The 17216-nt window shown below is 56.0% G+C and carries 17 protein-coding genes; 12 read left to right on the top strand and 5 right to left on the bottom strand.

The genetic code is table 11. From position 1 onward, the window contains the following. Positions 1-158: 158 nt before the first annotated feature. The 7 genes from VJ369_RS12225 to purM all read left to right on the top strand — a co-directional run bounded on the left by VJ369_RS12225 (position 159) and on the right by purM (position 6488). Positions 159-908 carry an ATP-binding cassette domain-containing protein gene (locus VJ369_RS12225; protein ID WP_324092349.1) on the top strand — a complete coding sequence of 250 codons (750 nt, stop codon included), beginning with the start codon at positions 159-161 and terminating at the stop codon, positions 906-908. Then, positions 908-2188, top strand: coding sequence for a hypothetical protein (locus tag VJ369_RS12220; protein WP_324092348.1), 1281 nt, complete (start codon positions 908-910; stop codon positions 2186-2188). The genes VJ369_RS12225 and VJ369_RS12220 overlap by 1 nt, the downstream gene beginning before the upstream one ends. After that, a complete protein-coding gene (locus VJ369_RS12215; protein ID WP_324092347.1) occupies positions 2185-2790 on the top strand; it encodes a hypothetical protein in 606 nt (201 codons plus the stop codon). The genes VJ369_RS12220 and VJ369_RS12215 overlap by 4 nt, the downstream gene beginning before the upstream one ends. Before the next feature lie 143 nt (positions 2791-2933). Further along, positions 2934-3314 (top strand): sterol carrier family protein, encoded by a 381-nt coding sequence (locus VJ369_RS12210; protein ID WP_324092346.1) that lies wholly within the window; start codon positions 2934-2936, stop codon positions 3312-3314. Positions 3315-3317: 3 nt separating this feature from the next. Continuing rightward, the gene (locus VJ369_RS12205; protein ID WP_324092345.1) at positions 3318-3641 is read left to right on the top strand and encodes a hypothetical protein; all 324 of its coding nucleotides are present in this window, start codon (positions 3318-3320) and stop codon (positions 3639-3641) included. 104 nt (positions 3642-3745) lie between these two features. After that, on the top strand, positions 3746-5269 hold the full coding sequence (gene purF / locus VJ369_RS12200) for an amidophosphoribosyltransferase (protein WP_324092344.1): 1524 nt from the start codon (positions 3746-3748) through the stop codon (positions 5267-5269). A gap of 76 nt (positions 5270-5345) precedes the next feature. Continuing rightward, complete coding sequence (gene purM / locus VJ369_RS12195) at positions 5346-6488, top strand: phosphoribosylformylglycinamidine cyclo-ligase (RefSeq protein ID WP_324092343.1); 1143 nt, start codon at positions 5346-5348, stop codon at positions 6486-6488. Positions 6489-6567: 79 nt separating this feature from the next. On the opposite strand, the gene VJ369_RS12190 is transcribed toward purM, so the two are convergent. Further along, positions 6568-7458: a Sir2 family NAD-dependent protein deacetylase gene (locus VJ369_RS12190; protein WP_414652658.1), complete on the bottom strand. Its 891-nt coding sequence runs from the start codon at positions 7456-7458 to the stop codon at positions 6568-6570. 195 nt (positions 7459-7653) lie between these two features. Further along, the gene (locus VJ369_RS12185; protein WP_105675797.1) at positions 7654-7872 is read right to left on the bottom strand and encodes a DUF3073 domain-containing protein; all 219 of its coding nucleotides are present in this window, start codon (positions 7870-7872) and stop codon (positions 7654-7656) included. A 225-nt stretch (positions 7873-8097) separates the two neighbouring features. On the opposite strand from VJ369_RS12185, the gene VJ369_RS12180 reads away from it, so the two are divergent. Then, entirely contained in the window at positions 8098-8676 is a 579-nt protein-coding gene (locus tag VJ369_RS12180) for a septum formation family protein (RefSeq protein WP_324092341.1), read from the top strand. Between the two features lie 71 nt (positions 8677-8747). Here VJ369_RS12180 and clpB read toward each other — a convergent pair whose 3' ends face one another. Next, positions 8748-11348 carry an ATP-dependent chaperone ClpB gene (gene clpB, locus VJ369_RS12175; protein ID WP_324092340.1) on the bottom strand — a complete coding sequence of 867 codons (2601 nt, stop codon included), beginning with the start codon at positions 11346-11348 and terminating at the stop codon, positions 8748-8750. A 292-nt stretch (positions 11349-11640) separates the two neighbouring features. Here clpB and VJ369_RS12170 point away from each other — a divergent pair, with 292 nt between their 5' ends. Beyond that, positions 11641-12756, top strand: a complete 1116-nt coding sequence (locus tag VJ369_RS12170; RefSeq protein ID WP_324092339.1) for a hypothetical protein — start codon at positions 11641-11643, stop codon at positions 12754-12756. Between the two features lie 44 nt (positions 12757-12800). Then, entirely contained in the window at positions 12801-13304 is a 504-nt protein-coding gene (locus tag VJ369_RS12165; RefSeq protein WP_324092338.1) for a DinB family protein, read from the top strand. Between the two features lie 62 nt (positions 13305-13366). Here VJ369_RS12165 and VJ369_RS12160 read toward each other — a convergent pair whose 3' ends face one another. Beyond that, on the bottom strand, positions 13367-13777 hold the full coding sequence (locus tag VJ369_RS12160; protein WP_096257063.1) for a YccF domain-containing protein: 411 nt from the start codon (positions 13775-13777) through the stop codon (positions 13367-13369). 150 nt (positions 13778-13927) lie between these two features. Between VJ369_RS12160 and trmB the strand changes: the two genes are divergently transcribed. Together trmB and VJ369_RS12150 are read left to right on the top strand one after the other, a co-directional pair. After that, entirely contained in the window at positions 13928-14788 is an 861-nt protein-coding gene (gene trmB, locus VJ369_RS12155; RefSeq protein ID WP_324092337.1) for a tRNA (guanosine(46)-N7)-methyltransferase TrmB, read from the top strand. A 42-nt stretch (positions 14789-14830) separates the two neighbouring features. Continuing rightward, positions 14831-15433 (top strand): GNAT family protein, encoded by a 603-nt coding sequence (locus VJ369_RS12150; protein WP_324092336.1) that lies wholly within the window; start codon positions 14831-14833, stop codon positions 15431-15433. An 11-nt stretch (positions 15434-15444) separates the two neighbouring features. Here VJ369_RS12150 and VJ369_RS12145 read toward each other — a convergent pair whose 3' ends face one another. Next, positions 15445-17058 carry an AMP-binding protein gene (locus VJ369_RS12145; protein WP_324092335.1) on the bottom strand — a complete coding sequence of 538 codons (1614 nt, stop codon included), beginning with the start codon at positions 17056-17058 and terminating at the stop codon, positions 15445-15447. Positions 17059-17216: the final 158 nt, after the last annotated feature.

Raw genomic sequence — 17216 nt, 5'->3', positions numbered from 1 at the left:
TAATCCGTTTGCACCGACAACTCTGACGAAAAACAACAGCATTTTCTCGGTTTGTCTGATGCATCAATCTATTTTTCTTGCCGTGACATTTGGCCTCACGACGGCCTTTGGGCTTTCCCAGTGAAAGCTACCCAGCAAAAGGAACCCCAACTCAACGTATGTCGACTTTATCCATGGAGAACCTTTCCTTCTCCTACCCTCGTGGCGCCGTATTGTTAGAGAACCTCAATGTAGTTTTTGGTCCGGGCCGTACGGCGCTTCTTGGCCCAAACGGGGCTGGAAAATCCACGCTCATTGCCTTGCTCGCAACGGTCCTCCGTCACAAGTCCGGACTCATCGCCTTGAACGATTCTGACGGTTCTGTAACTGCTACTAATTTACGCAAGTATCGGCAACAGATTTCCTGGCTACCGCAAGATTTTGTTCCTGTCGGCGGACTGACGGTAGAGGAGCACGTCGCCTACAGCGCATGGCTGAATGGAGCATCCCGCCGCGAAGCCAAACGCCGCGCTCCGGCTGCGATCAGCCAGGTCGGACTTACAGAAATGGCGCAGAGCAAGGCCACGGCACTTTCTGGCGGTCAACAGCGGCGACTCGGGCTAGCCGGAGCTCTAGCCCATGATGCGAAAGTGATTTTGCTTGACGAGCCCACAGCGGGCCTAGATCCGAATCAACGCGATAGATTCCAGACCATCTTGCAAGGAATCGATCCGGGAAAGATCGTATTGGTCTCGACGCACCAAACTGAAGACATCGATGGTACTTTCGATCGAATATGCGTCTTAGACAAAGGACAGCAAAAATTCCACGGCTCTGTAGTCGAATTCATGGCGATGGGAGAACCTGAAACTGACCCTCGCGATAAGATCCGGTCAGCTTATGGACGACTCGTGGACAGGGAAAACTAATGTACCCATTGGCAAAACGACCCTCCGTCTGGCTACTACCGCTGTTCTTAGTAGTGGCCCTGATTTATTTATTCAGCTACACCGAGATGGAATCGGTGCGGGGTAGTTCGCAAGCCGCGGTAGCTGCTGCATCCACGACGTTACTTTTTTCCTGTTTACTTTCTTCGGTGAGCTCAGCTGTTGAGTCCAGCAGGGAGCACTTAAGCCGCGGTGTACTCGATGCCGCGTCTCGGAATTACTTCGAGCGCGTGTTCTTCCGTCTGTGGCCTAGCGTGACCGCTGGAGTCATTGTCCAGTTCACAAGTGCCATCATTCTTTTGCTGAACTCCAAAGTCATCCCGCAGCTGAGTGATGCGTTGATCTTATTAGGTTATGTGCTCGCCATCACCGCTCATGCTGCGTTCGGCAACTTTCTAGGCCAATGGTTCCACGGTCGTTTTTCGATTCCCCTGGCTTTGGTGGGTAGCTACGTATTTCTTGCATTCACCGGAACCACCAGTTTTTTCCCTCTGCATTACCTGTCGGGGATGACTCTTAATGGTTGCTGCATGGCAGCACAGAATATTAATTTCCATGCGATATGGGCACTGATCGTGTTCTCAGCACTGGCTACGACAGGTTTTATTTTTCTCGCGGGCACTAATCGTCCGCTGGAGAAAAAACGCAACTCTGCGGCGCTGTCTTCAGGACACAGAGCCACCGGAGCATTATTAATTCTGGCGTCGGTCTCTACGGGCTTATGGCTGGGAAAAGATCTAGAAGGTATTCCGGCGGTGGCTATGAGTGACGAGCAATTCGAATGCTCGAATACGCGACCGCAAGTCTGCTTGAACCGGGTGCAGCTCTCTGGCGGGGACCGACGGATGCTGGTTGCCCAGAGCATCTCTTCCCTGACCAAAATCGGTTTCCCAGAACCACAACGAGTCACTGCTTCAATGGATACCGATCCAACGGTGGAAGAAGACGGAGTACTACTGACTGCTTTTGAACCAAGCTATACCGATGAGCAAGTGGTCTATGCGGCGGCCAGTTCGTATGCCTCTGCGCTGGCTAATCACTTATGCGATAGTGATGACTTCGACCAGCAATTCGCTATGATCCAGCTCCTGCAAGAATGGAGCACGGGGTACGCCCAAGAGCAAGTTCTTGGAATCCCATCGGTTGGGTTGGAGCAACCCCTCGCGTCATTGAACAGGGACCAGCAACAAACCTGGGCGTTGGGAGCGTATGGCAGTCTGGCTCGGTGCGAAGTTCCAGCAAAGCCTGGGAAAGATTCATGACTTCCGTGTTCCGTACGCGTCAGGGGCTGACTTGCTTATTCGCGACCATGATTTGTGGTGTGGGAGCCGGATTTTACGGGCAAAAGCTAATTTCCATTCCCTTCCTAGGCTCGCTGACGATGCCCACTCAGATGCCAGCTCCAGTGATACCAGCGCTATTGCTCTGTGTCATCCTTGGAGCTTGCGTGACTGGAGCCGAGCGACGTTGGATGCACGCGTCGGTAAGAAACATCTGGGCCCATTCGGCTGTTTTCGTCATTATTCTGGCTTTGCTGTCAACGTTGCTGTGCTCTGGCGTCGGGGCTCTCACTAATCAGGGAATGGTTATGCCGGGCGCGTTGTATGGACGCGATCTGGCAGGCCTTTTGGCGCTTTGGGTATTAGGCAGATTATTTGGCCTATTTGCCGCAGCTACCGTGGTCCCAGTCGGCTATGTAGTATTCGCATCTGCTTTTGCTCGGAATAAAGAAGCCTCGTTCTACCCTTGGGCATGGATCATGGAATCGCATCCCCAGGCTTGGATGGGGATATGCATAATCGCTACCGGTATTGTCGCCGCTCTGATATTAGCCCTGCGCCGTCAACCTCTTTACATTGGATGAACGGATAACCGTTCGCTACCCTGGTCAGTTGCTTACGTTGCTAGGTTCGCCATGAAATAATCAGGCGATCTTCACTCCTACCAAAATAAGAACAGCGCGAAATATGACATTTCCACGTCATCGAAGGAAGCAGATCTAAGGCTATGGCGATCAAAAGAAGAATTGATGAACCCACTGGTCGCTCGGCATTACGCGAGTGGGCTCAAACCGCTGAATCTCAAGGGAAAACAGGGCGTTCCACCCTGGCTACAGCGGTACGTTTCACGTTAGAGGAACTCGCTTCGCGGGCCGAGGGAAACTCGGTTGAAGTGCGCATCCCACCCTTTGGTGTGACCCAATGCATTGAAGGTCCTCGGCATACCCGCGGGACCCCTCCGAATGTGGTCGAAATGCCTGCTGAATTATGGCTATCGCTAGTCACCGGGCAAACGAACTGGGCCGCCGCCGTGCAATCGGGCCAATTGCATGCCTCGGGACTAAGGGCAGACTTGTCGGCACATCTGCCGCTAATTGAGTACCCTTAAAGCATGGAGCAACACCCCGCCACCCCGTCATCCGCTGATCAGCCAGTTCCCGTGCTGGTTCATGCGGCACCACGTTTCTGGCCATTCGTACTGACCGGCGCCGTCCTCGGTGCTCTGATCGGTGCAATCATCGGCTTCCTTGGTGAACCTTCAATGGATTACACCGTAGGTTCGGCTATCGGATTCTTCGCCATGTTTTGTGCAGGACTTGGCATTGGGTTGGGCGCACTTGCCTATGTAATTATCGACCGCGTGACTTCGCGTAAGACCACCCAAAAACTGGCGGTGCCCCTGGCCGGGGATACCACCAGCGAGCAACAAGGCTAGGCGCCCTCCCCTTCCCAGGAAGGCATGTGGCGGCCGCGCACCTGGTCGTCACTCACCACATAAGCGGTCGAAGACGACCAATAGATACATGAGAGAATATTGACATGGCGCGTGGCGATGGACTACTTAATCATGACTTGCTTCCCAACGAAAAGGGCCCGCAGGACGAATGCGGAGTCTTTGGTGTTTGGGCACCTGGCGAAGATGTTGCAAAACTAACTTATTACGGGCTCTACGCCCTGCAACACCGTGGACAAGAGTCCGCAGGTATTGCCACCAGCGATGGCTCGCGAATCAACGTCTACAAAGACATGGGCTTAGTCTCCCAGGTCTTTGATGAAAACACCTTGAACTCGATGTCCGGCCACTTATCCGTAGGTCACTGCCGTTATTCGACCACCGGTGCAAGCCACTGGGCCAACGCCCAGCCAACCTTGGGCCCAACTCAGACCGGCACCGTCGCTCTGGCTCATAACGGCAACCTCACCAACTCGGCGCAGCTAGCCGAGATGGTTGAAGCTAAGCAGCTGGCCGACGGGGGTAAGGTCCGCGGTGAAATCGCTCAGGGCAACACCACCGACACCGCGCTGGTCACCGCGTTGCTTGCCGGTTCCGAAGGCCAGTCCTTGGAAGAGACCGCGTTGGAGTTGCTGCCGAAGATTGAAGGCGCATTCTGCTTTGTCTTCATGGATGAAAACACCATGTATGCCGCCCGCGACCCGCACGGGGTCCGCCCGCTGGTTCTCGGCCGTTTGGACCGTGGCTGGGTTGTTGCCTCCGAGCAGCCCGGACTTGCTACCGTCGGCGCCTCATTCATCCGTGAAATTGAGCCCGGCGAACTGATCGCTATCGACGAAAGCGGTGTGCGTTCCACCCGCTTCGCCGAAGCCACCCCGAAGGGTTGCGTCTTCGAATACGTGTACCTTGCCCGCCCGGATGCTTCCATTGCTGGCCGCTCAGTATATGAAGCCCGCGTAGAAATGGGCCGTCAGCTGGCCCGCGAGAACAGTGCGGATGCAGATATTGTCATCCCGGTCCCGGAATCCGGTACTCCTGCAGCCATTGGTTACGCCGAGGAATCAGGGATTCCTTTCACTCATGGTTTCGTCAAGAACGCTTATGTGGGCCGCACCTTCATCCAGCCCTCGCAGACCTTGCGCCAGCTGGGTATCAAGTTGAAACTTAATGCCCTGGAAACCGTGCTGCGCGGCAAGCGCGTGGTTGTGGTGGACGATTCGATTGTGCGCGGGAATACCCAGCGCGCGGTAGTGCGGATGTTGCGCGAAGCCGGTGCCGCCGAGGTACATGTGAAGATCTCTTCACCACCGGTGAAGTGGCCTTGCTTCTACGGCATCGATTTCGCCACCCGTGCGGAACTGATTGCCAATGGTGCTGCCGTGGATGAGATCGGTAAGTCCATCGGCGCGGATTCTTTGGCATACATTTCCGAGGAAGGCATGATCGGTGCGACCTTGCAGCCTCGCGAGAAGCTATGCACCGCGTGCTTTACCGGAGACTACCCGATTGCGCTGCCAGGCGAAGAGCGCCGCGGGAAGAACCTGCTGGAGAAGAGCAACCAGGGCGGCTGCGAGCCGGGCCCGGATGCCGAACTCGAATCTTCCCTGTAACTAGCCACCTCACTACTACCTCGTTGCAAGCGGCACCGTTACCTCGGTGTTCACGACAGAAAAGGACCCATCTGCCATGAGCGGCACGCAAGAGCAGCCCACCTCCATCACGTACGCCGGAGCCGGTGTCGACGTCGAGGCCGGTGACCGCGCCGTTGAACTGATGAAGGGCGCCATCAAGGCCACGCACACTTCCGGAGTAGTCGGCGGGGTCGGCGGTTTCGCCGGCCTATTCGATGTTTCCTTCCTGACCGGATACAAGAAGCCTTACCTCGCGACCTCCACTGATGGTGTGGGTACCAAGGTGGCTATCGCCCAGAAGCTGGATATCCACGACACCATCGGCCAGGACCTGGTCGGCATGGTGGTAGATGACATCGTAGTGGTTGGCGCGAAGCCGCTGTTCATGACCGATTACATCGCTACCGGCAAGGTAGTTCCAGAGCGTATCGCCGATATCGTGCGCGGTATCGCCGAGGGTTGCAAGCTTGCGGGCACCGCATTGGTTGGTGGCGAAACCGCCGAGCACCCAGGCTTGCTGGCCGAAGACGAATATGACGTGGCAGGCGCCGCCACCGGTGTTATCGAGGCAGATCAGCTGCTCGGCCCAGAACGTGTGCTGGCCGGCGACGTGGTCATCGGCATGGCTTCCTCCGGCATCCACTCCAACGGCTACTCGCTGGTGCGCCGCGTGATCGCACATGCTAAGTGGGAACTAGAGCGTGAGGTCGCCGAGTTCGGCCGCACCTTGGGCGAGGAACTTCTGGTTCCGACCCGCATTTACACCACGGCCTGCTTGGACTTGATTGATGAATTGAATACCGGAGAAGACTTCGGGGTTCACGGTTTCAGCCACGTCACCGGTGGCGGTCTGGCAGCTAACTTGGCTCGTGTACTCCCCCAGGGCCTCATGGCCCGCGTGGATCGCTCCACCTGGTCGCTTCCAGCGGTCTTCTCCACGATTGCTACCCTCGGCAACGTTCCGTTGCCTGACCTTGAACGCACCCTGAACTTGGGCGTGGGCATGGTGGCAGTAGTGGACCAGAGCGTTGCTGACCGCGCGGTGGCACTGTTGAACAAGGCTGGCATGGGCGCTTGGATCATGGGCTCGGTAGAGAAGCTTGACCCGTCGGCTAGCTCGGCAGGTTTGGACTACGTACAGGGTGCCAAGGGCGTTGACGGTGGCGCAGTACTGCTGACCGGAAGCTACGCCAAGTAACTTGTAGCTCTATCAAATGATGCGTCACACCGTTTCAGGTGTGACGCATCATTTGCTTAATCTAGTTCGGCGTCCAGCGCTAGCTCAGTTGGGATAGTGCTTCATCCAGCGGTACCCGCCAACGCCAGGTGGCTTTGTCCTCGCCGCGCACATGGCCGTTGGTCACTAGCGCTACAGGCAAGCCTCGCCTAACAAAATTTAACAGGATCTTATAGCCGCTCATTACCGCCAGTGATGAGCCAAGCACCAGCAGTGAATCCGAGGACTCCTCAAGTCTGGCAATTTGCGCCTTGCGTTCGGCTGGCACGTTCTCCCCGAAGTACACCACGTCCGGCTTCAAAGCCAGCGAGCCGCAATACAGGCAGCTTCCCATCACAAAGCGCTCAACAAGGTACTGAGGCAGTTCTACGTCACCGTCCGGGTTGATGGCGCTAGGATCGACGTCTACGGCCTCCAGATAGCCTACGTTCAGCTCTTGGAGCCGGTCATCAAAATGCTGGCGGTCCTCGGATTTCCCGCAATCCAGACAACGCACTATCGACAGGTCCCCGTGCACGGGAATCACCATCTTGGAGCCAGCCTGCTGGTGCAGGCCATCAACATTCTGGGTGATGATGCCGCTGATTCGGCCTTCCTCTTCCCAACGCACTAGCCGGTGGTGGATCGCATTGGGTTCGGCCTGAAACATGTGCCGCCAGCCAACAAAGCCGCGGGCCCAGTAGCGTTGGCGTGCCTCGGGCCGATATTTGAACTCCTGATAGGTCATCGGACGGTGACGCTGCAGGGAACCGTTAGGTCCGCGGTAGTCAGGAATGCCCGAATCTGTGGAGACTCCTGCACCGGTCACCACCAAGACGTTGCCCTGGTCCAGCTGAGCCTGTACGCCGGCCCGAGCTTCTGCGTTGGGATGCGGCTGCGCTTGTTGCTCAACGATGCGTTGCATCGAACGAATAGCCGATTGATGGGCCATCTGAATCGATAGCTCTTCGGGTGTACTCACTAGTGTGCGCCCTTTCGCGGGTTCCGAACACGACAAATGCCGCAGCGACCTAAAGCTAATTTAGCTTAGTCGTTGCGGCTTGTCGTAAATATGTACTGTAGAGCTGCACCACTTCAAATGAAGGCTGGCACCCGAGCCAAAGACTCTCGGTTAACTGGCCGATGTTCAGTCGGCGTCGTCGTCTCCCGAGTACTTTTTCGTCTGCTCGTCGTATTCCGAATATTCGTCGTCATACGAAGAATCAACAGGCACCGGTTTTGGGGTCTGATGTTCGGACCTGATACCCAGCTCTCGCTCGAGTGCTGTCAGGTCAGTCGAGGGCGAGTAGTACTTAATATCTCGCGCTTGACGCTGTGCTTTAGCCTTTTGACGGCCGCGCCCCATGGCGTGACCCCCTCTTTTCAGTAGAGTCGGAAGGTGGTCCACCTAAAAGGTGAAGGCCCCCGAATATGTGATCAGTTCTTTCGTAATTAAAGGTTAACACGATTCCACGGCGAGCGCTGAACGCAACACGTGCCAGACCCGTTAGACTGTCGATTAGTCCAACGACTATTTAGTGAGCTTGCTCCCAAAATATCCTCGGCAATCCTTGAAGGAGCACTACAGGTGGTGGAAAAAGATCTACCCGAGCCACAGGCGGCTTTACCGCCCCTACAGCCGGAACCGGAGAAGCCCAAGCGGCAAATCGGCCAGTGGGTTTTACTTGTCATTGCTGTTTTAGCTTTGAGCGCCGCAGTGGTTTTCGTTGTACTTCGCTTTATTACACCAGCTACGCCAGAGGCGAACACGGTAGAGCGAAATGAGAGCCCGGGCCTAGACGGAGTGATTGCCGCCTCGATGCCCCCGGAGCAGTTAGTGCTCGGCGACTGCCTGCGCGGCTTTGATTCTCCACTATCCCCACAGACGGTTGTTACCTGCGATTCCTCGCATAATGCTCAGCTCATCGGAACCTTCGAGCTGACCGGCGACAAATACCCCGGCGCCAATGAGCTGCTTACCGAGTCCGAATCGCTGTGTAAATCAGTATCGCTTGACCCGAGTGCCGGTCTGGATTCCACCTGGACCTACCACTTCTCACGTCCCTCAGAGAGCACCTGGTCCCAGGGTGACCGTCAGGTCTCTTGCTTCCTGGGTCTGACCGAGGGAAATGTTCGAAACTCGCTACTTCCCGATAATGAGGAAAGCTAAGTTACGCCACTGACTTATGCTGATGGCCGGTGGATTTCCACCGGCCATCAGCGCGTCGGCGCAACCTTCAGCTACTCGCTTTCGCGGGTTCCACGCATGACCACGAGCTTGTCTCCCTCAGGATCAAGGCCCACCTGTACGCGATCCCCGTCCTGAATATTTCCGCTCAGGAGCTGACGCGCCAACCGGTCACCAATTTCGCGCTGTACCAAGCGGCGAAGCGGCCTGGCGCCATAAGCCGGGTCGTAGCCGGTCATGGCCAGCCATTCGCTGGCGGCTTCGGAAACGTCCAAACTGAGTCGACGCTCGGAAAGCCGTGCGGCGAGCAGATCAATCTGCAGTTTCACAATGTTGCCCAGCTCATTGATGCTCAACGGATCAAACATGATGATCTCGTCCAGACGGTTCAGGAACTCTGGCTTGAAGGACGCATTGACCACATTCATCACGGCTGCCTTCTTGTCCTTATCTTCCAGGTTCGGATCCACTAGGAACTGGGAACCCATATTGGAGGTCAGGATCAAGATCGTGTTTCTGAAGTCAACGGTTCGGCCCTGCCCATCGGTCAAGCGCCCATCATCAAGCACCTGCAACAGGATGTCGAAAACCTCAGGGTGCGCTTTTTCCACTTCATCCAGCAAGATCACCGAGTACGGACGGCGCCTTACCGCTTCGGTCAGCTGTCCTCCTTCTTCGTGACCGACATAGCCCGGAGGCGCACCGACTAGCCGCGAAACTGAATGCTTCTCCGCGTACTCGGACATGTCGATACGCACCATTGCACGAGGATCATCAAAGAGGAAGTCAGCCAGGGACTTCGCCAGCTCCGTCTTGCCCACCCCGGTAGGTCCAAGGAACAGGAACGAGCCGGTAGGCCGGTCTGGATCCGAAATTCCCGCACGGGTTCGGCGCACCGCATCGGAGACAGCGGTCACCGCCTGTTGCTGGCCCACCAGACGCTGACCGATGATTGTTTCCATCTGAAGCAGCTTTTGGCTTTCGCCTTGCAGCATCCGTCCGGCGGGGATTCCGGTCCATGCCGAGATAACTTCGGCAATGTCATCCGCGGTCACCTCTTCAGCCACCATGGTGTGTTCGTGGCTCTTGCCTGCTTCAGCTTCGGCTGCCGCTTCAAGCTCGCCCTGCAGCGTCGGAATCTCGCCGTAGAGCAGCCGTGAGGCATTTTCCAGATCACCCTCACGTTGGAACTTTTCGGCCTGCGAGCGCAGCTCGTCGAGTTTCACCTTCAGGTCACCTACGCGGTTCAGCCCCGACTTCTCCGCATCCCATTGGGCATTGAGCGCATCGAGGGTTTCCTTCTTATCGGCCATATCCATGCGTAGCGCATCGAGGCGTTCAATAGATCCCGGGTCGGTCTCTCCAGCGAGCGCGAGCTCCTCCATGGTCAGCCTGTCCACCTCACGGCGCAGCTCATCGATTTCCTCGGGAGCCGAGTCAATCTCCATGCGCAGTCGGCTGGCCGCCTCATCGACCAGGTCAATGGCTTTGTCCGGCAGCTGACGTCCGGAGATGTACCTGTTGGACAGCGTAGACGCAGCCACGAGTGCCGAGTCGGCGATGGACACCTTGTGGTGTGCTTCGTAGCGTTCTTTGAGCCCACGCAGGATCGCGATCGTGTCATCCACACTTGGCTCCCCCACGTAGACCTGCGCAAAGCGACGCTCTAGTGCCGGGTCTTTTTCGATATTTTCGCGGTATTCATCCAGCGTGGTGGCGCCGATCAGACGCAGTTCACCACGGGCAAGCATTGGCTTGAGCATATTGCCTGCATCCATAGCGCCTTCGGAAGCGCCCGCGCCCACCACGGTATGAATCTCATCGATGAACGTGACAATCTGTCCGTCCGAGGATTTGATCTCTTCGAGTACTGACTTGAGGCGCTCTTCAAACTCGCCGCGGTACTTCGCACCGGCAATCATCGCTCCGAGGTCCAAAGAGATTAACGTCTTTCCACGCAGCGACTCTGGCACGTCTCCGGCGATCATGCGCTGAGCGAGTCCTTCAACCACGGCGGTCTTGCCCACTCCAGGCTCACCGATGAGCACCGGGTTATTTTTGGTGCGCCGTGAGAGTACCTGGACCACGCGGCGAATTTCCTTATCGCGGCCGATCACCGGATCGAGTTTGCCCGAGCGAGCCAGCGCGGTCATATCCGTGCCGAACTTTTCCAGGGCTTGGAAGGTGTCTTCTGGGTTGGGGTTATCAACCTTGCGGTCCCCACGGATAGCGGGCAGCGTTGCCATCAGCAATTCCCGGGTAGCTCCGGACTCACGCAGCGCTTCGCCGGCCTTGGTCTGGTCGGAGGCTAAGGCGATCAGCAGGTGTTCGGTGGAGACATAGGTGTCCCCCATGTTGTTCGCGATCTCCTGTGCGGTGCTGACCGCTTGGAGCAATTGACGCGAGAATTGGGCTTGAGCCACCGAGGATCCGGAATTGGCAGGTAAGGCATTGATAGCCGTACTCGCTTTCACCGAGAGCGCGTCAACGTCTAGGCCTGCAGTTTTCAGTAGTGCCACGGCAACAGAGTCTCGCTGGTCTAGCAAGGCCTTCAGAAGGTGGGCTGGTTCGATCTGCGGGTTTCCCGCGGTCGAAGCATTCATCCCGGAAGCAGATAGAGCCTCCTGGCTCTTGGTGGTGAGCTTGGTGTCCACGCGAATCCTTTCTCTCTGAGGGTGAACCCATAAACTTGAGTGTACTTAACTCAACTCTACTCTTGGTGTTCTTATTCCGCATCAACTAAATTTTTCTCGATTACTTCACGCGTTATCAAACGTGAACGGCTCCCCTGTCCACAGCATGGCTAGTTAGAATTTGCACTAGTGCGTGAAACGCCGCCGAAGACGAGCTTGGGCCTCAGTAATTCGCCGAAATATTCAGATTCCCGCACTCCTTGACCTATCTATCCGTAGCTCAAATCAGTTCAAATCTTGGGGACCAAAAATAATGCCGAAGTCCTTTGCTCACTCGGTCACACGCCGTAAATTTTTGACGTTGGCTTCAGCCAGCGTTGCATTGGGCGCTACCAGCGCTTGCGTTGCTCGTCCTGTGCTTCCAGCAGAACGCGCGGTAAGTTTCGGCTTTGAAAACAGTGTCACCGATACCCCGCGCTGGGAGCACTATGCTCACCAGCTTCGTCGGGTAAATGCCACCTCTCTGTCGCTCAGCGTGGGGCGCACCGATTGGACCGCATTCAACTGGGCGGCACGTCCGCAGGCCTCCGCCGATGGTGTGGCTGGCAGCGGTCGAGACTACGTTGCTGAAGCTATCGATGCGCTCCGACCGGAACTGACTGGTAATTCAGAGATCACCTTGACTATCGACACGTTGTGTCCGGCAAATATCGCGGCTGACCCTCGCATTGCCGGTGTTAATCCACAAGGTGAGCTATCCAATGACTTTCCCAGCGTGAGTTCTTTAGAAAGCGGTATAGCCGGAGACCTGCTAGTGCAGCTGGCGGGTGACATTTGTGCCAGGTACAAGCCGAACCGAATTTCGTTGACCGAGCTCATGTTTGACGACTACACCTTCGGAACCCCCGATTTACGTTCCTTCATCAAGCACAGTGGCAAGAAAGACTGGCCACGAACCTCCACCGGCGACATACACGCCGCCCATCCCAGTCTTGGAATCTGGCGTTCGGCCGCATTAGCCACCTTGTTGACTCGAATTAGAACCGCCGCCCAGGCTCATGGAGTACTACTGGATATGGATGTCAGGGCCTCCTGGACAAACCCGGACGGTGACCGGGCAGCTTCGGGTCATGCCTACGAAGCCTTGCTCTTAGCCGCGGATCGACTCGTCATATGGAACTACTTCTCCATCAATGCCAGTACCCCAGAATATGCTGGGCTGCTTGCCCGGTCGTTGCAGCAAAGATTACCTGGACGGTTCGTCATGTCAACAGGGTTTTGGGCGCAAAACTCGCCGCTGGCACCAGAACAACTTAGTGCCGCGCTGCAAGCTATCTCGGACGCTGGCCCGGTGGCCGTCTCGGTGACTCCGGTGAGTCTGATGGCTCAAGAACATTGGGATGTGCTCGCTCGGGCTTGGAAAATCTGAAGGTAGACATTGCGCCCTAGCCTTTGTAGCGCGCAAACTAAAGCATGCCCACTCCCGATTCCGCTGCCCACTTCGCGCAGCATCCGGCCCAACTAGCCGACGTATTCATTGAGCAACACCGGAAAATGCTTCTGGAATGTCTCGATGGACTAAGCGAAACCGAAGCAAAAATGCGACTGGTCTCTTCCAAAACCACGTTGCTTGGCTTGGTAAAGCACGCGGTCTTTGTGGAACGGGTCTGGTTTGGCGAGGCTGTCAGCGGTGCTTCCCGAGCGGACCTAGGAATTGTGCAAACACCCGATCAATCCTTTAATCTGCAGGCTGAAGACACTATTGAATCGATCCAGCGCGGTTACCGCGATGCTATTTCGTTGTCCCGTACAGCTCGCGCAGAATTGACCGATGATGCGCTTCTTCCAGGTAATCGCCGCGGCCCCTTGCCCTTAGCCTGGGTCCAACTCCACGTACTTCGGGAGTTGGCACAGCATTGCGGGCACGCTGATATTTTGCGCGAACAAATCCTGCAGCAACGACAGCAAAAACCTTAGGCACAACAGGATAAGCAAAAGCTGGTCCACACGGAACCGGCTCTAACTTAGATGCAGAAAATCTAGCGTCGCATACCTGCGATGTAATAATCCGAAGGAACAATTTCCTTCCCTAGCGGCATCAAAGATACCGGAATCATTTTGAGGTTTGCGATACCTAGCGGGATGCCAATAATGGAAACGAACATCGGGATTGCGGTGACCACGTGTCCGATGGCGATCCAGATTCCAGCGAAAACTAACCAGATAATATTTCCCAGTGTCGAGAAGGCTCCCACCGGGCCCCGGTCAACGACGGTTCGGCCAAAAGGCCACAACGCGTACCCGGCGATCCTAAAGGAAGCGATACCAAAGGGAATGGTGACGATGAGCAGGCAGCAGATAATGCCGGCAAGAACATAACCCAACGCTAACCACAGGCCGCCGAATAGCAGCCAAATGATATTCAAGATGCCACGCACTAAATCTGTCATGCTTCTAGCATGACAGCGCATCGCTAGCCCGCGCTATAGGGGAACACCCGGAACGTCCCCTGATATTTGGGTCAAGAATGAATTGTGGGTGTGCAACGCCCTACGAGTTTCTGGCGGGCCTTCCGCGCTCCTCGGCTAGGATTAATGATCATGAGTGAACGTAGCGAAGTGCAACCCGAAGGCACCGACAACATGGCCAAAGATCCTTCCCTGTTCCGTGCCGACCCGGTCTCCTTTGTTCGCCGAGGTAATCGGCTCCAAGGTCGCCGCGCGGCCGCATGGGAGCGCAATGCGCAAAGCTACGTAATTGAGCCACCGCGCAAGATCGCCGACACCTCTGTGGCAGATGACTTCCGCTTGGACCCTGAACAGGCTTTTGGTCGCGTAGCACCGCTCATCGTGGAGATCGGAACAGGCTTAGGCGAATGCATTGCCAACGCCGCCAAGGATGATCCCGAGCGAAACTACCTCGCCGTAGAGGTTTATCTTCCGGGACTCGCCCAGCTCATGCTCAAGGTCGAGTCCTTTGAACTGGAAAACGTCCGTGCGGTCCAGGCCAATGCCCCAGAAGTCCTGGACGTGATGCTCGCTGAGGGCAGCGCCGACGAATTGTGGATCTTCTTCTCGGATCCCTGGCACAAGCCTCGTCATCACAAGCGCCGACTGATCACTTCATCATTCTTGGACAAGGTCGCCCGGGTACTGAAGCCAGGTGGAACACTTCGACTGGCCACCGATTGGTCCAACTACGCGGAGCAAATGCGTGAGGTCCTTGAAGCACACCCACAATTTGAAAATCAGCATCCAGGCGCGCATTCCGGAACGGAAAGCAACCTCACCAAGGTTCGTGCCAACGGTATGGAAGGCTTTGAGCCAGAACCCGATTTTGTTGATGAGCAAGGCGGCTGGGCACCACGTTTTGAACGCCGTATCCTCACCAGCTTTGAGGGTAAAGCGTTGAAGGCCGGACGTTTGGTCTTTGATCTGGCCTATACCCGAGGCGCCAAGTAACTTGATAAATCTCAGGCTCATGCCTGCAATACACTTGCAGGCATGAGCCTTAGTGCAACCCCCACCCTGAAATTCGCCGGCGTCCGGCTAGAACAGTTGAGCCACAAACATTCAGCAGACCTCGGCGCCATCGTTACCCACGGTTCGCTGGATCAAGTGTGGTTCACTAAAATCCCTTCGGCACAAGGCATGGACGCCGAGATATCGCGCCGGCTCGCTTTGCAGGCCGAGGGCAAGATGGCACCGTTCGCGATCATCGATGAACACACTGGCAACGCGGTGGGCGCAACAACCTATTTGAACATCAGCGAAGCGAACCGCCGGGTCGAAATCGGCTCTACTTTCCTAGGTACCGATTTCCAGGGAACCGGCATCAACGCTGCAGCAAAATATCTTTTACTGCAGCGTGCCTTCGAAGAACTCGGCTGCCTGTCCGTGGCCTTCTGCACCCATTGGCATAACCAGCGCTCACGCGCGGCAATCTCCCGGCTAGGCGCCAAGCAAGACGGCGTGCTGCGCAATCACATGTACGACGCGAGCACCGGGACTCTGCGTGACACCGTAATTTTTTCGATCCTGCCGCAGGAGTGGCCCTCCGTGAGGCAGGGGCTCCTGGCACGATTGGCTCAGCACGGCCGCCTGTAATTCGCCGATGCTTAGTTGAGTAATATTTTCGCGGCGTCTTCGCGTAATTGCACCTTACGAATTTTACCGGTGACGGTAATCGGAAATTCATCGAGGATCATGGCATAGGCAGGAATCTTGTACTGTGCCAGTTGACCTTGGGCAAAGGCCCTGAGGTCTTCAATAGTCAGCGGGTCCTTGCCTGCCTTCATCTTGATACAGGCACAAATTTCCTCACCATATTTTTCATCTGGTATTCCCACCACCGAGACATCTTCAATATCCGGGTGTTTGAAGAAGAACTCTTCAATTTCGCGAGGATAAATGTTCTCTCCGCCGCGAATCACCATATCCTTGATGCGCCCCACAATGACGCAATATCCGTCTTCGCGCATGACCGCCAGATCGCCGGTATGCAACCAGTTCTCCGAATCAATTGCTTCTTCGGTTTTGGCTTCGTCATTCCAATAACCGAGCATCACCGAGTAACCGCGAGTGCAATATTCTCCCGGTTCTCCACGTTCTACAGTTTCCCCGGTCGCTGGGTCCACGATTTTGACTTCCAAATGCGGGTGAACTCGGCCAATGGTTTCGGTACGGGCTTCTAAGTCATCATCAGCCCGCGTCTGGCAGGACACTGGGCTGGTTTCAGTCATTCCGTAGGCGATGGACACCTCGGACATATTCATATCTTCCAGGCAGCCGCGCATGACCTCTACCGGGCAAACCGATCCGGCCATGATTCCGGTACGCAGGGTACTCAGATCATGGGTGCCAAAGCTTGGATGATTTTGCATCGCGATGAACATGGTGGGAACCCCGTAAACACCGGTGCATTTTTCTTCGGCCACTACTCGCAGTGTAGTTTCTGCCTCAAAGCTCGGGGCCGGGATCACCATGGTGGTGCCGTGGCTGGTACATCCCAGATTTCCCATCACCATGCCGAAGCAGTGGTAAAAAGGTACCGGGATGCAGAGCCGGTCTTCGGGGCCTAGCCGAATAGTTTCAGTGACAAAAAATCCGTTGTTCAGAATATTCCGGTGGCTGAGTGTCGCGCCCTTAGGATACCCGGTAGTACCAGAGGTGTACTGAATATTGATGGCCTGATCCGGTTCGGTCAGCGCCAGACGTTGGCCCACCAGGGCTGGATCTATTCCTTGACCTGCTGCGATAAGTTCGGCCCAGTCTGTGCTGTCCAGGTAGACCACGCGTTCCAACGTCGGCGTATCCACAGCACAACGTTCAACCATTTCACGATACATACTCGTTTTGAAACTGGTCATGGTGATCAGCATCCGTAGGCCACTGTGATTGACCGCGTAGGAGTACTCGTGGCTGCGATAGGTGGGGTTGACGTTGACCAAGATGACACCGATTTTTGCTGTGGCGTACTGCGTCAAGGTCCATTCGGCGCAATTCGGCGCCCAGATCCCCACCCTATCCCCCGGTTCTAGTCCAGCCGAGAGAAAACCCCGCGCTAAATCGTTAACCGCCTCATCTAGCTCGTTCCAGGTCCAGCGCCGGCCGGTGAAAGCTTCCACGAGTGCTTCACGCTCGCCATATAACGCGACGGTGCGTTCCAGGTTTGCGCCTATAGTGTCTTCGAGAAGTTCCGAAGCAGTCTCGCCCTGTGCATAGGATTTCATTGTTTGACCCCCAACCCTTGAGTCTCAGAAATGCCGACTTTTGTCTGATCAGGGGTCTTAACTAATGGGTTCACCCGCACGAAGCTCTCCATCCTCAAAAACAGTTGGGTTGCGCAGCTTGATTCCGGATACGGTTATCCGAGACGCAACAACGTGAC

Origin of the sequence: Glutamicibacter sp. (assembly GCF_035257265.1) — a bacterium.
Lineage (GTDB): Bacteria > Actinomycetota > Actinomycetes > Actinomycetales > Micrococcaceae > Glutamicibacter.
This window is presented reverse-complemented; position numbering and strand designations above follow the sequence as displayed.